At 28.0% G+C, this 19,670-nt stretch carries 14 protein-coding genes; 5 read left to right on the top strand and 9 right to left on the bottom strand.

Translation table 11 applies throughout. From position 1 onward, the window contains the following. Nucleotides 1-21: 21 nt before the first annotated feature. Nucleotides 22-735, bottom strand: a complete 714-nt coding sequence (locus QIA41_RS01315; protein WP_320292256.1) for a CPBP family intramembrane glutamic endopeptidase — start codon at nucleotides 733-735, stop codon at nucleotides 22-24. Between the two features lie 118 nt (nucleotides 736-853). Between QIA41_RS01315 and QIA41_RS01320 the strand changes: the two genes are divergently transcribed. Next, the gene (locus QIA41_RS01320) at nucleotides 854-2,113 is read left to right on the top strand and encodes a ComEC/Rec2 family competence protein (protein WP_320292257.1); all 1,260 of its coding nucleotides are present in this window, start codon (nucleotides 854-856) and stop codon (nucleotides 2,111-2,113) included. Nucleotides 2,114-2,139: 26 nt separating this feature from the next. Next, on the top strand, nucleotides 2,140-2,985 hold the full coding sequence (rsmA, locus tag QIA41_RS01325) for a 16S rRNA (adenine(1518)-N(6)/adenine(1519)-N(6))-dimethyltransferase RsmA (RefSeq protein WP_320292258.1): 846 nt from the start codon (nucleotides 2,140-2,142) through the stop codon (nucleotides 2,983-2,985). Here rsmA and pta read toward each other — a convergent pair. Next, nucleotides 2,968-4,005 carry a phosphate acetyltransferase gene (gene pta, locus QIA41_RS01330; protein ID WP_320292259.1) on the bottom strand — a complete coding sequence of 346 codons (1,038 nt, stop codon included), beginning with the start codon at nucleotides 4,003-4,005 and terminating at the stop codon, nucleotides 2,968-2,970. The two genes, rsmA and pta, sit on opposite strands and share 18 nt — an antisense overlap. A gap of 109 nt (nucleotides 4,006-4,114) precedes the next feature. Then, a complete protein-coding gene (locus QIA41_RS01335; protein WP_320292260.1) occupies nucleotides 4,115-4,906 on the bottom strand; it encodes a 5'-methylthioadenosine/adenosylhomocysteine nucleosidase in 792 nt (263 codons plus the stop codon). 156 nt (nucleotides 4,907-5,062) lie between these two features. On the opposite strand from QIA41_RS01335, the gene metG reads away from it, so the two are divergent. Continuing rightward, the gene (metG, locus tag QIA41_RS01340; RefSeq protein WP_320292261.1) at nucleotides 5,063-7,246 is read left to right on the top strand and encodes a methionine--tRNA ligase; all 2,184 of its coding nucleotides are present in this window, start codon (nucleotides 5,063-5,065) and stop codon (nucleotides 7,244-7,246) included. A 9-nt stretch (nucleotides 7,247-7,255) separates the two neighbouring features. Continuing rightward, nucleotides 7,256-8,299: a lipid II:glycine glycyltransferase FemX gene (locus QIA41_RS01345; RefSeq protein WP_320292262.1), complete on the top strand. Its 1,044-nt coding sequence runs from the start codon at nucleotides 7,256-7,258 to the stop codon at nucleotides 8,297-8,299. On the opposite strand, the gene murD is transcribed toward QIA41_RS01345, so the two are convergent. The 3 genes from murD to QIA41_RS01360 all read right to left on the bottom strand — a co-directional run bounded on the left by murD (nucleotide 8,296) and on the right by QIA41_RS01360 (nucleotide 12,530). Then, entirely contained in the window at nucleotides 8,296-9,651 is a 1,356-nt protein-coding gene (gene murD, locus QIA41_RS01350) for a UDP-N-acetylmuramoyl-L-alanine--D-glutamate ligase (RefSeq protein ID WP_320292263.1), read from the bottom strand. The genes QIA41_RS01345 and murD overlap by 4 nt on opposite strands. 18 nt (nucleotides 9,652-9,669) lie before the next feature. Next, a complete protein-coding gene (locus tag QIA41_RS01355; protein WP_320292264.1) occupies nucleotides 9,670-11,016 on the bottom strand; it encodes an MATE family efflux transporter in 1,347 nt (448 codons plus the stop codon). Between the two features lie 164 nt (nucleotides 11,017-11,180). Then, nucleotides 11,181-12,530, bottom strand: a complete 1,350-nt coding sequence (locus QIA41_RS01360; protein WP_320292265.1) for an MATE family efflux transporter — start codon at nucleotides 12,528-12,530, stop codon at nucleotides 11,181-11,183. Nucleotides 12,531-12,672: 142 nt separating this feature from the next. Between QIA41_RS01360 and QIA41_RS01365 the strand changes: the two genes are divergently transcribed. Further along, complete coding sequence (locus tag QIA41_RS01365; RefSeq protein WP_320292266.1) at nucleotides 12,673-13,461, top strand: M15 family metallopeptidase; 789 nt, start codon at nucleotides 12,673-12,675, stop codon at nucleotides 13,459-13,461. Here QIA41_RS01365 and recG read toward each other — a convergent pair. The 3 genes from recG to dnaE are packed head-to-tail and all read right to left on the bottom strand — an operon-like array spanning nucleotide 13,458 to nucleotide 19,607. Beyond that, nucleotides 13,458-15,518: an ATP-dependent DNA helicase RecG gene (gene recG, locus QIA41_RS01370; protein WP_320292267.1), complete on the bottom strand. Its 2,061-nt coding sequence runs from the start codon at nucleotides 15,516-15,518 to the stop codon at nucleotides 13,458-13,460. The two genes, QIA41_RS01365 and recG, sit on opposite strands and share 4 nt — an antisense overlap. Nucleotides 15,519-15,527: 9 nt before the next feature. Continuing rightward, nucleotides 15,528-16,106: a YggT family protein gene (locus tag QIA41_RS01375; protein WP_320292268.1), complete on the bottom strand. Its 579-nt coding sequence runs from the start codon at nucleotides 16,104-16,106 to the stop codon at nucleotides 15,528-15,530. A gap of 15 nt (nucleotides 16,107-16,121) precedes the next feature. Next, entirely contained in the window at nucleotides 16,122-19,607 is a 3,486-nt protein-coding gene (gene dnaE, locus QIA41_RS01380) for a DNA polymerase III subunit alpha (protein ID WP_320292269.1), read from the bottom strand. Between the last annotated feature and the right edge of the window lie 63 nt (nucleotides 19,608-19,670).

The raw sequence follows: 19,670 nt of genomic DNA on the forward strand, positions 1-19,670 counted from the left end.
CCCCCTCAAATCAATTTAAAATTAATTTAAAAAAAGCAATAGACTGCTAACAATAATATTATAAAAACTATGTATAAAAATCACATAATATACATTTTTATACCTTAAATAAGTAAAAGCAAAAAATGTTCCCAATATAAATGCAACTAAAAATCCTAAAATTCCGTAATACAAATGCCCATAAGCAAAAAAAATACTGCTGAGAAAAACGGTAAATATAATAGGCAATCCCATTTGTTTAAATTTGGTAATAACAAAAGCCCTGTAAAACAACTCTTCAAAAGCTCCTGTAAAAAAAGAGGTAAAAGTCATCAAAAACAATGCTGTTTTACTGCTAATTTTCCAATTAAACCCAATATTGTTTTGAAAAAAATAAGCAAGCACCGACTCGGGCAATAAATATTCAAGCAAAAAAACTGCTAAAACAATGAATATCATTGTATTCAATATTGTTTTAATAAAAATTAAAACAGATTCCCAAATAAAAATAAATTTAAATTTGGGAATAAAAAATTCTACCCTAAAATCATCATAAGAACTGGTAAGTTTAAAAAAATAAATTATAAAAATAATTAAAAAAAATCTTGAAATCCATAAATAAAAATGATTTTCATTAACATTCCAAAATTCTGAATTAACATTTTCAAAAGGAGATGCAAGATAAACAACAGCATAGACCAAAAAAAGATCAAGCAAGGCAAGCTTGAATGGATATTTATTTTTTAACAATTGCATAACGCATTGTAATTAAATAATTATTAATTGTCAATGAATGTGATTATTGATTGATTAATCAAAACAAATTAAAATTCAAAATATAATTATTTATGAATAAAAAATAGGGATATTATAAATGATTTTAATATTTATCCTAATTTCAATTAATTTATCAATCCAATACTATTTAAAACTCGACTTGACCTATTTTAACATAATGTTAGTGTTATTTTTTATTATAAAAAATAACAAACATTTAGCAATTAGTTTTATTTTTTGCACAATACTGCTATTAAGCTTTAAAGCTAGATTAAATTTTAAAACATTAAAAAAAAATATTTATCAAATAGCAAACATTAAAAACTTTAAAAAAGACTCAAAAACTATTATTGAAGTCATTGACGATAAAGCAAATACACATAAATTCAACTTCAAAAATATTGAAAATATTTACAAAATTGGAGATTTCATTAAAATTGAAAACCAAAAAATACAATTGATTAAAAGACCCTTTTTTGCCAATCTTAGAGACAAATATACAAACGCTTTAAATAATTTTTTTACCACATTAAATCCTAGTTATTCTCACTTTTCAAAAACAATAATTTTAAACATCAAATCAGAAATAACAAAATATGAAAAAACATTATTTCAAAATGCGGGGATTTCCCACATTTTGGTAGTGTCTGGGCTACATTTTTATCTAATAAGTCTAATAAGTTATTATTTTCTTTTAATAATAACAAATGAAAAATTAAAATACTTGGCATTAAGTATAATTTTATTCAATTATTTAATATTAACTGGATTTACACCCTCAGCACTAAGAGCATTTCTAATGACAGAATCTCTTATAATATATAAATTAATTTACGGCAAGATCAATTTAATAAGCTGCATGTCTATTAGTTTTATAATAAATGCCATTGCATTCCCCGAAACACTAAACTCAATAGGATTTCAACTCTCCTATCTTGCAATAATAGGAATATCAGCATCAGTTCATCTAAAAAATAGATACGAACTTAACGGGCTAGCATCATCAATGCTTACAACATTTTTTATTCAAATATTCACTTCGCCGATAATTTATGTTAACGGTTTCGATTTAACACCGATCTCAATATTATCAAACTTAATAATTATTCCATTAATATTGATTTTCTTAACAATAACAATATTAAGCTTAATCACTTACTTTTTAAATTTGAATTTATTTTTCCTTCTTGATCTTATAAATGCCTACATATTCCAAACAATAAAAATTACAGCAGCATTTTTTAGCAAATTCTTTATAGTCGAGAACCACCAAATACCTATATTTTTAATATTAAGCATTTTTTTTATAACTTACATTATTTATAATAACGAAACTAAAAAAACTAAAATAATTTAAAAATAGCTGCAAATATAAAGAATAATATGCTAATATCTTTTTTATCTATGAATATCAACTATAACAGTATAACTAGCATAAAAAAAACATTAAAAGAAAGAAAAATAGCTCCAAGAAAACTGTGGGGACAAAATTATCTAATAAACGAAAGCATAAGAGAAAAAATCATAGAAAGCTTGAATATAAAAGAAAATGAAAAAATATGGGAAATTGGTCCGGGCCTTGGAGCAATGACTGATATTTTATTAAAAAAAACTAATTTTTTAACCGCATTTGAAATTGACTTAAAATATTCAGAAATATTAAACGAAAAATTTGGAAAATTAAAAAACTTTAAATTAATAAAAGGAGATTTTTTAAAAAAATATATAAACGAGAATAAAAACATTGATAAAATATTTTCAAACCTACCATACAATATTGCATCAAAAGTAATATCTAAATTAATTGAAGAAAATTTTTTGAAAGAAATGGTATTAACAGTACAAAAAGAACTAGCTGACAGAATAACTGCAAAAATAAATAGTAAAAACTATTCTTCATTTACAGTCTTAGTACAATCACACTTCACAGCAATTAAAATAATAGATATAGGAGAAAATAATTTTTATCCCACACCTAAAGTTAAATCTACAACATTAAAATTAATCCCTAAAAAAACCAATATAAAAGACTTCAAAGAGTTCAACAAACTGGTCAGAACTGTATTCTCAAGTAGAAGAAAGAAATTAAAAAACACAATTATTAATTTCATAACAAATAAAGCTATTCTAAGGGAAAATTTTTTAAAAGAATATTTAGACAAAAGACCTGAAAACATTTCTGTTGAAGAATTTATACAAATTTCTAACACTTTAAATGCTCATCATTAAAGCACTTGCAAATACAATCTCATTAACAGAACAACCCCTCGAAAGATCACTAATAGGTTTGGAAAAACCTTGCAAAAAGGGGCCGTAAGCCTTAGCAAAAGCAAATCTTTCTACTAATTTATAACCAATATTTCCAGCATCTAAATTAGGGAATATTAAAACATTCGCAGAACCTGCCACCAAAGATTCACTGCATTTTTTCTCTGCAACATTTTTAATTATGGCTGAATCAAGTTGTAACTCTCCATCAATAAGTAGATCACTCTCTTTATTCTTCACAATATTTAAAGCATTCTTTATCTTTTCGGTTTCCCTAGCATTAGAAGATCCTTTTGTTGAAAAACTTAAAAGAGCAACCTTGGGCTTTGCATTTAAAATATCTTTAAAAGATTTCGCACTTTGCAATGCAATTTCTGCAAGCTCTAAAGAATTAGGATTGACTACTACAGAACAATCTGCAAAAAACAAGATTCCATTATGTCCAAAACAACAATCAACATTATGAGCATTATTCAAAGTATCCATAATCATAAAAGATGATATAATCTTAGCATCATCTAACTTGGGAATTATTCTCAAAGCATTAGATATCACCTTAGCAGAAGTTGAAATAGCTCCACAAACGCAAGACTTTGCATAGCCAAATCTTACCATAAGCATAGCAAAAGTAACTTCATCTAAAACTTGGGTCTTTAAACTTTGCTTAGTAATTCCTTTTAGCTTTAGCAAATTCCAATATTCATCCAAATACATTTCAATCTCTGGAAAAGAGTTAGGATCAACAACCTCTATTCTTTCAAAAATATTATTACAATTAGAAAATTCTTTTAAAGAATTAACAACAAGATCTTTTTTGCCTATCAAAATAACTGAATTTGCAAGATTTTTTTGTAAAACAATAACAGCTGCTTTCAAAACTCTAGAATCACTACTTTCAGGAAAAACTAAACTGGCCTTAAGTTTATTCTCTTTTACAAATATTTTTGCCTTATTGAAAACATAATCTTTTAAACAAAACACCTTATAAAAATATTAAATCACAAATTTATAAATGCATAAAAAAAGACATTTTTTTAATAAAAATATCTTTTCTCATGCATAATTTTCAATTATAAAAATTAAACTTTTCTTAAAGAATTCTTAAAATTTCTTGTACAACTTTAGCTGAATTAAAAGCGGCTAATTTCATAAATTTACTATATTCAACTTTATTTCCTTCTTTATTTACAATGTCAGATATGGACCTAATAACTATAAAAGGTACACTAAACATATGAGAAACATGCCCTATTGCCGCACCTTCCATCTCGACAGCTATTACATCTTTAAAATTTTTTATAATTTTATTCACATAAGTTGGGCCAATGAACTGATCTCCTGAAACTATTAACCCTGAATATGCATTAGAACCTTCAACCTTTGATTTAACAGCCCTTGAAGCTTTATCAATCAAATTTTTATTGGCGCTAAATTTTTGGGGCAAATCCGGAAGCTGTCCCAGATTGCGTCCAAATTTAGTTAAATCAACATCATGATATGCAACTTCTGAAGACACTACAACATCTCCTACTTTAATATCTTTATACTTATCACTAACAACACCACCAGCAATTCCAGAATTAATTACATGGCTTATGTTGTATTTTGACAAAATATAGCTAGTCCACACACCCGCATTAACCTTGCCAACTCCACAAACAATAGCCATAACATTTCGATTGGATAATTTTCCCTTTACAATCTTTTTATTAAGACCATATTCCTTAAGCACTATTTCTTCCTTATTAGACATAAGCTTATTTATATGCTCAAACTCAAAATCCTCAGCAGTTACTATTAAAACATTAATGTTTTTAGAAAAAACAACATAGCCGTTTAAAAAAACTAACAAAAAAAGAAAAAATTTTATTAAACAATTCATAAACTTACACTCCTTATAATAAAAGAACACTTCATCAGTATATTACAGAAAAAAATTAAAACCGGGTTACTTTTAAAAAATTTTTGTAGAAGGTATTGAGAAAAATTATCCTATCCATATTACAATATTAATAGCTTAAAAAAAGGGGGAAACTGAATGAAAAAATTGAATCTAGTTACGGCTGCTCTACCCTATGTTAATAACATTCCTCATCTTGGAAATTTGGTGCAAGTATTATCAGCCGACGCCTTTGCAAGATATTCGAAAATGTCAGGGATTGAAACTCTTTATATCTGCGGAACAGATGAATATGGAACAGCTACAGAAACAAAAGCATTGATTGAAAAAACTACCCCTTTAGAACTTTGCAATAAATATTATGAGATACATAAATCAATTTACAAATGGTTCAATATTGAATTTGACATCTTCGGTCGAACAACCAACAAGCACCATCAAGACATTGTACAAAATTTTTTTCTAAAATTAGAAAAATATGGTTATATAAAAGAGCGAGAAACTGAGCAGTTTTTTTGCAGCAAAGATTCAATGTTCTTAGCTGATAGATATGTAATAGGAGAATGCCCAGAATGCCAAAGCATGGCTAAAGGAGATCAGTGCGAAAACTGTTCTAAGCTTTTAAATCCAACAGACCTAATAAATCCAAAATGCATAATTTGCAAAACCAAACCAATTTTGAAAAAAACCAATCATCTTTATATAGATCTTCCCAAAATCAAAACAAAACTTGAAAAATGGATAAAAAATTCAACCAATAATAAAAATTGGAATACCAACGCCCTTAAAATGACAAGCGCTTTTTTAAGAGATGGTCTTAAAGAAAGGGCAATTACAAGAGACCTAAAATGGGGAATTCCTGTACCTAAAAAAGGTTATGAAAATAAAGTATTTTATGTTTGGTTTGATGCACCAATAGGATATATTTCAATTACTAAAAACATTATTAAAAATTGGAAAAATTGGTGGAAAAACAATGATCAAGTGAATCTTGTACAATTTATTGGAAAAGATAATATATTGTTTCATACAATCATATTCCCTTGCATAGAAATTGGGAGTAAAGAAAATTGGACAATGTTAAATCAGCTCTCATCAAGCGAGTACTTAAATTATGAAAATCTTAAATTTTCAAAATCAGAAGGAACAGGAATTTTTGGAAGTGATGCCATTACCACAGGAATCCCTTCTGATGTCTGGAGATTTTATATCTATTATAACAGGCCTGAGAAATCTGATTTTCAATTTATGTGGCAAGATCTTATGGAAAGAGTAAATACAGAACTTATTGACAATTTTTCAAATCTTGTTAACAGAGTATTAACGTTCCAAAAAAAATTCTTTGGAGATGTAATAGAAACAATCGAAATTAAAAATAAATTTTGGAAACAAATAACACCAAAATACACCAAAATACTAAATCTTTTTAAAAAGACAGAACTAAAATCTGCACTCAAGGAAATACTCAAAATTTCATCTCTTGGAAACAAAATATTTCAAGATAACGAACCGTGGAAAAAAAAAGACAGCTCTCCCCAAGAAACAAAAGAACTAATTTCAAACTTAATATACCTAATAAGAGACTTATCTATTTTAATGATGCCATTTATTCCTGAAACAAGCAAAAAGATACAACAATTTTTTGGCAACAGTTATCAATTTTCTACCAAAATTCTTGGAACCAAATTGGGAATTAAAAAAATTGAATTTACAGAAATATTATTCAATAAATTGGAGCAAAAAAAAATCAATAATTTAAAGCTAAAATATTCAGGAGAAAAAAATATGAAAGAAGAAGAAGAACAACAACAACCGGAAAACTTATTTAGAGAAAAAGTACTCTTAAAAGTTGTAAAAATAAATCAAATAGAAAGAAATCCCGAGGCTAAAAATTTGTTCATATTAAAACTAGATGACGGAACTAGTAATGACAAACAAATAGTAAGCAGTCTTGAGGGGCATTATACAGAAGAAGAGCTTTTGGGAAAACATATAATAATAGTAGATAATTTAAAACCTGCAAAGTTCAGGGGAATAAAATCTGAAGGGATGTTAATAGCTGCTGAGGATAAAAATAAAAATTTTAAAGTTCTAATTGTAGAAGATTCAATTAAAAATCCCATTGCTGGAGAAAGGATAATACTTGAAAAAGATCAAAATAAAAATCTTGCCAGCCCACCTAAGATTGACATAAATAAATTTGCAAAAGCCAATATAGTCACAGAAAACGGGGAACTTAAAATAAACGGAATAAACTTAATATTAGAGCGTTCTAAGAACAAAATATTGTCTAAAGACATTCCAAACGGAATAATTTGCTAAGAGCTATTAATGACTATTAAAAAAATAGAAACAAAAGAAATAGAAGAAAATTATCTTCAAAGCGAGCTGTGGGCATTAATAAAAACAACAAAAAACAGCAATTGGCAAGCCGTAGCATTTAAAAGTGATATTCTTGGTAATATTGTTGTCATGCAAAGAAGGCTGTTTAAAATTTTTTACTTAGCATACATCCCGCATCCAGAATTCTCAAACAAAACCCTTGAAAGCATTAATATTGATAAAATCAGCAAAAATATTAAAGAATTTAGCATAAAAATAAAACCCTACTTACATAAAAATACAATTTTTTTAAGATTTGATTTAATGTATTACTATCAAAGAACATTGAATGACAAATACTCTCCACTAAAAATTAAAATCAAATATTTAAAAAAATCATTTGATGACATACAGCCTTCAAACACAACAATATTAAACTTAAATAATTCGATTGAGAATATTTTGCTTAACATGAAAAAAAAAACAAGATATAATATAAAGCTTAGCACAAAAAAAAATCTGGATATAATAATAGACGATAAATTCATGCATTTAAATGCATTTTACAAGCTCTACAAAGAGACTAGCAAAAGAGATAAATTTGCTATCCACTCAAAAGAATATATACAAAATCTCATTGAAATATACAAACAAGACAAAAATGCTCAAATAAAATTGATAATTGCATTTTACAACAACATAATTGTTTCTGGCATAATAGTAGGAATTTACAAAGAAAAAGCAGTCTATCTTTACGGAGCTTCCAGTAAAGAATATAGAAATTTAATGCCCAATTACGCAGTGCAATTTAAAGCAATACAAATTTTAAAACAATTGGGAATAAAAGAGTATGATTTATTAGGAATTCCCCCAATTGCAAATAAACAACATCCCTTATCTGGTCTTTTTGCTTTTAAAACAGGATTTGGGGGAAATATTATTCACAGAATTGGCTGTTATGATTTTATTTATAAAAATTTTATTTATAAGATTTTTGCAAATCTTGAAAAACTTAGATACTTTTATTACAAAAAATTAAGGAAAAAAATTTAACCGATCATATTGACTAAATTTTTGAATTGTAAACCTCTGTCAAATTCATTATTAAAAAGCTCAAAAGAAGCACTAGCAGGAGAAAATAAAACAATGTCGCCTGCATCTGAAATCTCGAGTGCATAATTTACTGCATAGCCTAAAGAATCAAATACAAAGTATTGTATGCTACTTTTTTCTAAAATTTTAATAATTTTTATAGTTGCACTACCTTTTATTAAAACCCAAGTTTTCACCAGATTTAATATCTGGTGAAAACTTGAAAAATCAAGCTCTTTGTCAGTTCCGCCAACAATCAAGTTGATACAATTATCATTTGTTTTCAAACTTTTAACAGATAAAACAGTGGAATCAGGAATAGTTGAAGCTGTATCATTATAAAAAATTACATTTCGAACTAATTTTACAAACTCTAGTCTATGCTCAATGCCTTTAAAATTATTTACAATCTGAAACGTATAATTAAGGTCAATATTTAAATAATACGAAACAAAAAAAGCAATCAACTTAGGAATCATAAAAACAACTCGGGATTCAGCAAAATTACCAATCAAGTTGTCATTAAAATAAACTTCGCCTTTATTCCAATAAAAAACATCTTGATCAAAATCACGGGGATTAACTTCGGAAAATAAAATAACTTTGGCTTTTGATTTAAATTTTGAAAAATGCTCATAATAAGCCTTATCTTGAATAATCACAATTCCTGAAGTTTGATTTACAAAAATTTTTGACTTATCAATAATATAGTCATCAAAATTTGAATAATAGTTTTGGTGATCATTGTAAACATTTGTAATAATGCTAAGAATAGGATTAAAATTCTCTAAAGATTGCAACTGCCAAGAAGAAAGTTCTAAAATCAAAGGGGATCTTCCATCAAGTTGATCAAAAAAACTTAAAGGGGATACACCAATATTCCCCCCAAGCTTTATACTTGAATATTTTTTTTCCAAAACCCGATACAAAAGGGATACAAGAGTCGATTTACCCTTAGTACCCGTTACTGCGATTATAGGATTCTTGTTAAACATCAAAAACAAGCTAATATCTGTTTCAACTCGTTTTGCAAACCTTAAATATTTATTATTGGGCTTAACACTAGGATTTTTCACAACAATATCAGCTTTTTTAAAATCATTTATATCATGCTTACCTAAAACATACTTAATTTGACCATCAAAATCTCTTAAAGAATCAATACTTGAAGCTAATTCTGCTTCACTTTTAAGGTCAGTAATTACTAACTTTGCCCCATGCTTTAATAAAAATCTAGAAAGAGTTAATCCTCCCCCATTAAGACCTAACCCCATGACTAAAAATTTTAAATTTTTAATTTCGTCTAAACGCACAATAAGATTATATCAAACCTACCAACCTGTTTTAACAGATTTAATCCACCTTTCACTATAAAAATAAGGAAGTGAAATAGCAAGCTTGATTGCATCCTCAAGAGCTGGAATAAAAACAATAATCTCAAAGGGTAAATTTGTATAATTTGCCAAAACAAAAGCAATAGGAATCGTATAAACAAAAGTTACAGAACCTTCCATAATAGCGCCAAAACTTGGAGATGCTCCTGCACGAAAAAATCCAAAAAGATATTGAAAAGCAAGGGCCATAAAAAAAGCAGAAATAGAAGAATACCTTAAAATAATTCCTGTAAGGTGTGAATATTTTAATGCATAAAAAATGTAGGGAGCAAAAAATGAAAACAAAAATAATGCAAAAGACGTTAAAAAAGCAAGTTTGAAGCCAATTTTACCCAAATATACTGCAACTTTCATGATTTCTTTTTTACTATTATGCATTTCATAACCCATCATAATATTTAAAGAAATACAAAAAGAATTAATTATATTAAAGATAATAAAATAAATAGAAAAAGATATGCTATAAGCAGCATATTTATGGGTATCAATTCCTATAAAAATTGATGTCAATACAAGATAGCCAAAAAACCAAATAAAATCATTTAAAAGGATTGGAATAAAAAATTTAATCAATTGAACAAATAGCTTAATATTAATATTTAAATCATTAAACTTAAGATGTAAAATTGAATTCTTGTTAAAAACCGTATAAATAAGGTAAATAATAAGCTCTAAAGTGCGAATAATTGTTGTAGCAATAGCAGCTCCAACTACCCCCATATTAAAAACAAAAATAAAAATATAATTTAATATTAAATTTAAAAGCACTGCAAAAACAGAAATGTAAACTTGAAATTTAACAATTTCAACAACTTTAAGAGCATTAGCAACAAGGCCTTTTATGATTGCAAATACAAAAGAATAAATAGCTATGTTTAAATAAATCGCCCCATAATAAACTGCCTGCACATCATTAGAAATCAATCTAAGTAAAAAAAAAGGATTTATCCTAGAAATCAATATAAACGGGAAGGAAAATAAAATAATAGTTAATATACTAATAAAAAATGTATTTCTAAAACTCTTAAAATCGCCCTGATTATATTGCCTTGTGGCTATTATATTGTAAGCTCCCGCCATAGCAAACCCAATAGTAACAAAAAGTTCAAAAAATTTATTTGCAAGAGAAACTCCTGCAACAGGATAATCACCAAGATACGCAACCATAGCATTATCTGTAAGAGAAATAAAATTAAATAAAAAAAATTCAATAGCGGTTGGAATTGCAATTTTTAAAAGATCTTTATAAATTTTTTCTTTTTTTAACACACTTAATGAATACATAAACTTCTCCAAATAAAAAATCAAGATTCTTGCAAAAAACAAATACTAAAAAACTACAATAAAGCAAAAGGAATTGCTTTTAAAAGCAGAATAAAAGAATGAATTTTAGATCCACTAAGACCATAAATTTTTATTAAAACCAAATATATCATGCCACCTTACATTCAATCAAGCTCTTCATAATTAATTTCTCGTATCCAATCATCGTGAAAAAATTCAATCATGATAAACACATTTTTAATAATTTCTTCTGCATTCACAATAAAAACCACTATTGGCAAACTTAAATTTGTATAAAACACCAACAAATAAGCAACTGGAAGCGTATAAAAACCAATTACACCTGATTCAATAAAAAAGCAAACATTTGGTATGCCACTTGCCCTAAAAACTCCAACAAGAACTTGTGCGGTAAAAGCTTTAAAAACTACAATGCTTGCAAAAACATAAATAAACACACTAACAAGTTTGGGGGAATCTAAATTACTAAAAATATAAGGCGCAAAGCTTGAGATCCCAATAAGCAAAATAGCTACAAAAATACCTAAAAAAAATCCTAAAAAAGATAAAAAAAATCCAACCGACCTGACATGTCTCTTCTCATAAACCATCAAATGCCCAATAACAACACCTGTTGCAAGTCCCATACCATGAAGCAATACAAAACAAATGTCAAAAAGATTTGATGCAACTGCAAACGAAGCATATTCAATGCTCCCAACACGAGCATAAAATGCATGTAAAATAGTGATACTTAAAACCCAAAAAATCTCATGGGATAAAACGGGTATAATCAATTTTAAATTGGCTCTAGTAACTATCTTTGAAGCAAAAAAATCGCTAAAATTAATCCGATAATATGAATTATTACTTATAAAGCTATATGAAAAATAAAAAATAAACTCAACGATTCTAGCAAGCATGGTGGCATATGCAGCACCTTTTATTCCCATACTAAAATAAAAAATAAAAACATAATTAAAAACAATATTTATTAAAACAACAATAGAAGTAACATATAAAGGTATTTTTACTTCTTTAGCACTCTTAAACCCCATAGCCGATAAAAAAGAATATGCCATTAACACATAAGACCATGAAATAATTTTTAAGTACTCTGATCCAAAGTTTAAAGAATCCTGATTGCTTGTAAATAGCTTAATAATGTTTTTTGGGAAAAAAAATGAAAATATAAAAAAAATTATTCCTATTGTAGTTCCAATTGACAATATATAAGCAAAAGATTGTCTTACTTGGAGAAACTTCTTTTTTGCAATTGCCTGAGAAACATAAGCGCTTAAAGCTGTACCAAGCCCAAACACAATAATAAAAAAAAGAAAAGTTACCCTATTTGCTAAAGAAACTCCTGTAATATGAAAAGAACCCAAATAGGAGATCATAAAATTATCAAAAAAAGTTACCATTTGAAATAGAAGCGATTCAAAAGCTGTAGGAATAGCTATAATAAACAACTCTTTTATTATCTGATCATAATTTTTAAACTTTTTGATCATATTCCCTATACACACTCTCCTTTATTTATTGCTTTTAATTAAATTAAACCCAATCTAGTACATACATATATATATGTATGTACACATATAAGCAATTGGAATTAACTATTAATTATACTAAAATATATTATAATTAAATAATATGAAACTCACCTATGTTTTATTACTTCTATCTATTAAGATATCCTTATTAGCCAACAACATTTCAAAAAAAGATTTAAGCATATTACTAAAGATTACAAAAACAATGAATCAACAATGTAAAAACTTTATTGAAAAAAATCCTATACAGTTCTTAAAAGAAATGAAGCCCTTAGTAGATGCAGAAAAAAACAACCTCTTAACCTTAGTAAATAAAAAAACACCAATTCCTACGGATTATAAAGTATCTGATCTGGTATATATTAATGATTTTAAAGATCTCAAAAATCTTGGGGTAAAGACTCTTAAGGTAAGACGAATCTTAATCGAAGATTTAATTAAACTAATAAAGGATGCAAAAAAAAATGGAATTGAAATTAAAATCAAATCTGCTTACAGAACACAAGAATACCAAAAATTTTTATTTGATTACAATGTAAAAACTTACGGCAGAAAAATTGCAGAAACTCAATCGGCAATTCCAGACCATTCCCAACATCATCTGGGAACAACAATAGATTTTATAAATCTAGATGATAATTTACTAAACACGAAAGAAGGAAAATGGCTTTACGAAAATTCTCTAAAATATGGGTTTTCTCTTTCATACCCAAACGGATACGAAATAGAAACTGGATACAAAGCAGAGCCTTGGCACTACTTATACATAGGACCAGGACCATGTTCTATTCAAAAAAAATATTTTAATAATTTACAATACAAACTTCTTGAATTCTGGAATCACAACAAAGTAAATCTTATTAACCTAATTGAAAAATACGCAAACTAAATACTTCTTCCAGCATTCAAATAAGAACAAAAAAGGTTATCTAGTAAATCAATATCAAGTCTATCGTAAGCAGAATTATCATCGAAAAACAAATCTAATTCTTCTCGAATCAAGACTATGATATCTCTATCGTCAACAAAATTAGCTATTTTTAATTTTAAATATCCTGCTTGCTCAAGCCCAAATAAATTACCAGGCCCTCTTAACCTTAAATCTTCCTCTGCTATTTTAAATCCATCCAAATTTTCTTTTATGGTTTTCAATCGAAATTTTCCAGCACCTGTTAAAGGCTCTTTATAAAGCAAGAAGAAAAAAGATTGTAAATTACTTCTACCAATACGACCTCTAATTTGGTGTAAAGTAGAAAGTCCAAAACGCTCAGCATGCTCTACCACCATACAAGTCGCATTTGGACAATCAATTCCAACCTCAATAACACTAGTAGCCACTAAGATATCTACTTTTTTAGAATAAAAATTTTTCATAATTTCTTCTTTTAAATCAGAAGGCAACTTAGAGTGAAGCATCTCAACAACATATTCGCCAAACACTTCCTTCAATTTTAAATACATATTATTAACGTCTTTTAATTCAAATTTTTCCGAAGATGAAATTAATGGATAAACAAAATAAACCTGATGTCCCTTTAAGAGTTCTTTTCTTAAAAATTCGTAAACTTTATCTTCATTACCATGCTTTGCTAAATAAGTAATAATAGGCAAACGCCCCTTAGGCAAAGTCTTAATAAAAGAAACCTCAAGATCACCAAAAAGTGTAAGCGCAAAGCTTCTAGGAATAGGCGTTGCGGACATTAAAAGCATATCTACCCCTTCCCCCTTATTTTTAAGCTCTTCTCTTTGAAAAACTCCAAATTTATGCTGTTCATCAATAATAACATATGCTAATTTTTTAAATTCTGTACTTTCGTAAAAAATAGCATGTGTGCCGACTATTAAACTAGAAGTTCCACTTTTAATGCTTTCCAAAGCTTGTTCCTTATCTTTCTTTTTCAAACTACCAGTCAAAAGAGTCACTGAAATGTTAAAAGACGACAATATGTTGGATAAATTATCATAATGCTGACGAGCCAAAAGATCGGTAGGAGCCATAAATGCCACCTGATATCCAGCTTCAATTAAAGGAAGCCCTGAAAGCAAAGCAACAAGGGTTTTACCACTTCCAACATCACCTTGAAGCAATCTATTCATTGGCTTAGAAGAGTTAAGATCTAAGAGTATCTCATCAACAGAAATCTTTTGATCTTCTGTAAGCTCAAAGGGCAAACTTGATAGAACCCTTTCAAGCAAATCTCTTGACAAATGTTTTTTTTCTCGCAAAAGAACTTTAGAAGATCTATACCTTGAAAAAAACTGAAGCAAGAAAATTTCTCTGTAAATTAAAGTTTTTTTTGCTTTTTCAAGCATTTCTAATGAACTTGGAAAGTGAATCTCTTTTAAAGCATCGTTTAATGATAACAAAGAATATTTTTCTATTAAGAATTTAGGAATATCTGTTTGACCAAACTTAAAAAAATATTCAAGGGCTTCCCTTACGTACAATGAAATTTTCTTTGAAGTTAATCCCTCTGTCAATGAATAGACTGGAAGAATTTTTTTAAACTTTTCAGGATTCTCGCTAAAAATTTCACTGTCAAAATTAGAACAACTCCATAAACTACTATAATCATTATAAGTAAATTTGGAATAAATATAGAATTTTTTATCTATCCTATAAACATTCTCTAAAAAAGCCCTATTGAAAAGTAAAATTTCAAAAGGCTCATCATTTACACTTTTAACTGTTAACTTTAAATTTTTTTTAGAACTATTCCCAAATTTTTTATGCCCAACAACAGTGAATACCGTCATCATATCACAACTTTTCACCTTAGTAAAATCCGGAAAAGTTTGTATATTTTGACGATCCTCATATTTTATCGGAAAAAATTCAATAAGATCTTTAACATTTAAAATTTGTAGATTTTTTAACCTTTCAACCCCCTTCTCACCAAGACCACCTATATTTTTAAGTTCATATTCAAACTCGTGTAAAAACATTTTAATCTCCTAAAAAGGCAAATATGTTCCTAAAACTCTAATAGCAAATACAATTTGTTCAATAATAATTATCAATGCTATCATTAAAGCACTCCCAACAATCAAGCGTAAAGTATAAGACATATTTTTATCAGTAATTGCGCTACTTATTCTAATAGACAAAGGAAGTAAAAATGAATCGACTGTTCTAAAAAAGCTTGAACCTTGGAACAAATTCAAAAGCAATAATAACAACCTCAACAATAAAAAGAAAACTATAACAATAAAAATGCTTCTAAATATTCCCCAAATTTCAACAATAAATAAAATAATAAATGTAGAAAGCCTATAATTTCCATAAACCAACATTCTTTCAAAAATAGTTAAAGTTATTAAAGCTGCAATTGGAGAGAAATCAAACACACCAAATGTAAAAAAAGGAATTTTTCTAAAAAAAGATAAAAATGGCTCTGTGACAATATGTATAAATCTGAAAAACACATTGGTATTAATTCCAGAAGACGCAAGCCAACTAAGAACGATCCTAATTAAAATTAAAATCCTATAAATCTGCAAAAACACAATTAAAGTTTCTATTAAAACAGCCAACTCAACACCTCCTTCTTAATCAACCCAAACATCTTCAACTATCAAACACTTTCTCAACTTATCAAGCTTCTCTTCATCTGGACCAAAATTTAAAATTGAATTCATTTTTAATTTTAAATTCTTACCATTTTCCCTTAAATAAAAATAAACATTTGAAAATCCAGAATTGTCCTCAAAATTACTTATACTTTCCTTTAAAGAATTAAGTAATTGCAAGTCATTCAATTTATTATTTGAAAATTTAATATGAATATTATTTACTTTATCTTCGGAAAGCTTTTCAATATTTACAACCTTTTCAACTACAATCGAAAATTTGTCTCTGTTAAACGTAAGTCTACCTATAACTCCAATAACGCTACCTTCAAGTAGAAGACTTTTATACCTTTCATAGCTTTCTGTAAAAACTACAATGTCTATTGCACCTTTAAAGTCTTCAATAACACCAAAAGCCATTTTCGCATTATTTCTTTTAGTTTGAATAACTTTTACTGAATTTAAAATGCCAGAAAATTGAACAATGCTATCTTTTTTGGCAGCAAGATCTTTTAAAACATTTAAACTGGAAAAGCTATTAATTGCCTTTTTATAAGGATCAAGCGGATGCCCTGACACATAAAATCCTAAAAGCTCTTTTTCAAATCCTAAAAGCTCAGAATAAGAATACTCTTTAAAAACCTGATAATTAAAACTTTGCTGAATAGAGCTTTGATCTTTAAGGGAATCAAACAAACTATTTTGACCAAGTTTCTTATTATTTTTATCTTCTGAAACAACTTCAATCAAACGATCAAGATTTTCAAATAAAGTTTTTCTGTTTTGATCTAAATTATCAAAAAGTCCAGATTTTATTGCGGATTCTAAAAATTTCTTATTAATCACCTTATCATCTACACGTCTGATAAAATCTTCAAAAGAATTATACTTGCCGTTTTTTTCTCTCTCATCAATTATTAAATCAACAACAATTCCTCCAAGATTTTTAATCCCATTAAGCCCATAAGAAATTCCAAAGTCAGTTACACGAAATTCTTTAAATGATTGATTTATATCAGGCTTGAGTACATTTATACCTATGGCTTTTGACTCTTCAATGTAATAAGAAAGCTTATCATTATTATTTATTTCATTTGTCAAGTTGGCAGCCATAAAATATTCAGGGTAATTAGCCTTAAGATAAGCAGTTTGATACGCTATTAAAGAATAAGCTGCTGCATGTGACTTATTAAATCCATATCCTGAAAAAGGCTTTAAAAGTTCAAAAATTTCACTAGCAATTTCTTCACTATACCCTTTCTCAATAGCACCTTTTAAAAAGTCAACCTTCATTTCATTCATCTCATCTTCTTTCTTTTTACCCATAGCACGCCTTAAAATATCAGCCTTGCCAAGAGAAAAACCCCCAATTATTTTTGCCACTTCCATTACTTGTTCTTGATAAACAATAACTCCATAAGTTGGCCTTAAAACTTCCTTTAAATCTGGATGGGGATACTTAATTCTCTTGACACCTTTTTTAGCAGCAATAAATTGGGGAATAAATTGCATAGGACCAGGCCTATAAAGAGCATTTAAAGCTATCAAATCTTCAATATTATCGGGCTTTGCGTCTTTTAGAATTTGCTGCATCCCTTCAGATTCAAACTGAAAAACAGATGCACTTTTTCCTTCTCCTAGCATCTTAAAAGTCTTAACATCATTATCTGGAATATTTTTTATTTTAAAATCTGAATTTACACTTCTAATAAGATTTTCTGCATTTTTTATTAGAGTTAATGTTTTCAAGCCAAGAAAATCCATCTTAACAAGTCCACATTCCTCAAGCAAATCCATTGTATATTGAGTAGAAACAGATCCTTGCTTATAATCCTTATAAAGAGGCACATAATCGGTTAAAGGGGTTTTAGAAATTACAATTCCTGCAGCATGAGTTGAAGCATGCCTATTCATTCCTTCAAGAACCAACGCAGCATTCATTAATTCCTTATAAACAGGCTTGCTAGTGAAATACTCTTTCAAAGAATTATCATCTAAAACCTCTTTTAAAGAAACTTTAGGACCATCGGGAATAAATTTAGTAAGTTCATTCGATTCGGCAAATGGAATATCTAAAACTCTAGCTACGTCTTTAACTACAGCCTTAGGCTTTAAGGTTCCAAAAGTAATTATTTGAGCTACCTTATCTTCTCCATATTTATTAGTAACATATTTTATAATCTCATCTCTACCTTCAAAGCAAAAATCAATATCAAAATCAGGCATAGAGATACGCTCAGGATTCAAAAATCTCTCAAAAAGCAAATTATACTTTAAAGGATCAATATCAGTAATCCTTAGAGCATAAGCTACAATTGAACCGGCACCAGAACCACGCCCGGCTCCAACAGGAATATCGTGATCATGAGCAAATTTAATAAAATCCCAAACAATCAAAAAATAGCCTTCAAAACTCATTCCAATTATCACACTCAATTCATAAAAAGCTCTATCTTTTATTTCGCTTGTCAGAATTTTATATCTAAATTTTAACCCTTCAAGAGTAAGATATTCCAAATATTCACCAAGGGTATTAAATTCAACAGGAATTTGATAATCGGGCAAAATAGGACCAGGAAAAGTTATTTTAAAATCATCACACTTCTCTGCAATCTTTACAGTATTTTCTAAAGCTTCAGGTAAATCATTAAAAAGTTCACACATTTCCTCTTGGGATTTAATATAAAATTCATTGGTTTCCATTTTCAATCTATTCTCATCACTTTTCTTAGCACCAGTACCAATGCAAACAATAATGTCTTGAGCAACCGCATCTTCTCTATTGACATAATGAGAATCATTAGCTACTGTTAGCGGAACACCAAGTTCCTTAGAATACTCAACCAGCTTTTCATTCACAATATCTTGATCTTTAATACCATGCCTTTGAAGCTCAAGATAAAAATCATTTCCAAAAACTTTTTTAAACCAAAGAATTTCATTCTTAGCATCTTCAAACCTATTAGCCAAAATAAGCCTTGGAATGAGCCCTCCAATACAAGCTGAAGTACAAATTAAACCTTCTGAATATTTTTCAAGATCCTCTTTATCTATCCTTGGACGATAATAAAACCCTTCAAGATAAGAAATACTTGTTAACTTTAATAAGTTTTTATAACCCAACTCATTTTTGGCAAGCAAAATCAAATGATAAGACATTTTTCCAAGGTCATCATGCTTTTTTAGAAACTTAGAAGTTCTTGCCATATAGGCTTCAATGCCAATTATTGGCTTAATTCCTGCTTTTTTAGCTTCTTTATAAAATTTAATAGCTCCAAAAAGATTGCCATGATCTGTTAATGCAATATGTGACATATTGCATTTTTTTGCTTTAGATATAATATCTGATATTTTTGCAGCTCCATCCAAAAGAGAATAATCTGAATGAACATGAAGATGAATAAACTTAGCCCTAAAACTCATACCTAAAATTATTTTATCAAAATAAAACTTGATTTTTAACAAAACTTAGTCAAATAAAAATCTGCAAAATCATATTAATTTTAAATCTCTAATTTAAATCACCTA

Origin of the sequence: Borreliella sinica, from assembly GCF_033969665.2 — a bacterium.
Lineage (GTDB): Bacteria > Spirochaetota > Spirochaetia > Borreliales > Borreliaceae > Borreliella > Borreliella sinica.